1 pseudogene is annotated in these 221 nt (G+C 68.3%); it reads right to left on the reverse strand.

From position 1 onward, the window contains the following. Nucleotides 1-221, reverse strand: a pseudogene (locus MFF40_RS28715) (porin); the annotation flags it as partial.

The raw sequence follows: 221 nt of genomic DNA on the forward strand, positions 1-221 counted from the left end.
CTGCGTTTCCGGACGTTGGTGTCCGAAGCGGCGCTGAGGCACGGAGCCTTGTTCTGGTCGATGCCACGGTCGCGCTGCAGGGCGAGCCGGGCGTAGTGGCCCTCGAGCCCGATATCGAGGTCACGCACTGGCGACCAGATCAGGCTGTCGCCCGCGACGATCTGGTTGGTGTCGCGGAGCTGGCTCGAGAAGCCGAAGCCGGCAGCGAACGGGCTCGGGAG

Origin of the sequence: Methylobacterium mesophilicum (assembly GCF_022179445.1) — a bacterium.
Taxonomy (GTDB): Bacteria; Pseudomonadota; Alphaproteobacteria; order Rhizobiales; family Beijerinckiaceae; genus Methylobacterium; species Methylobacterium mesophilicum.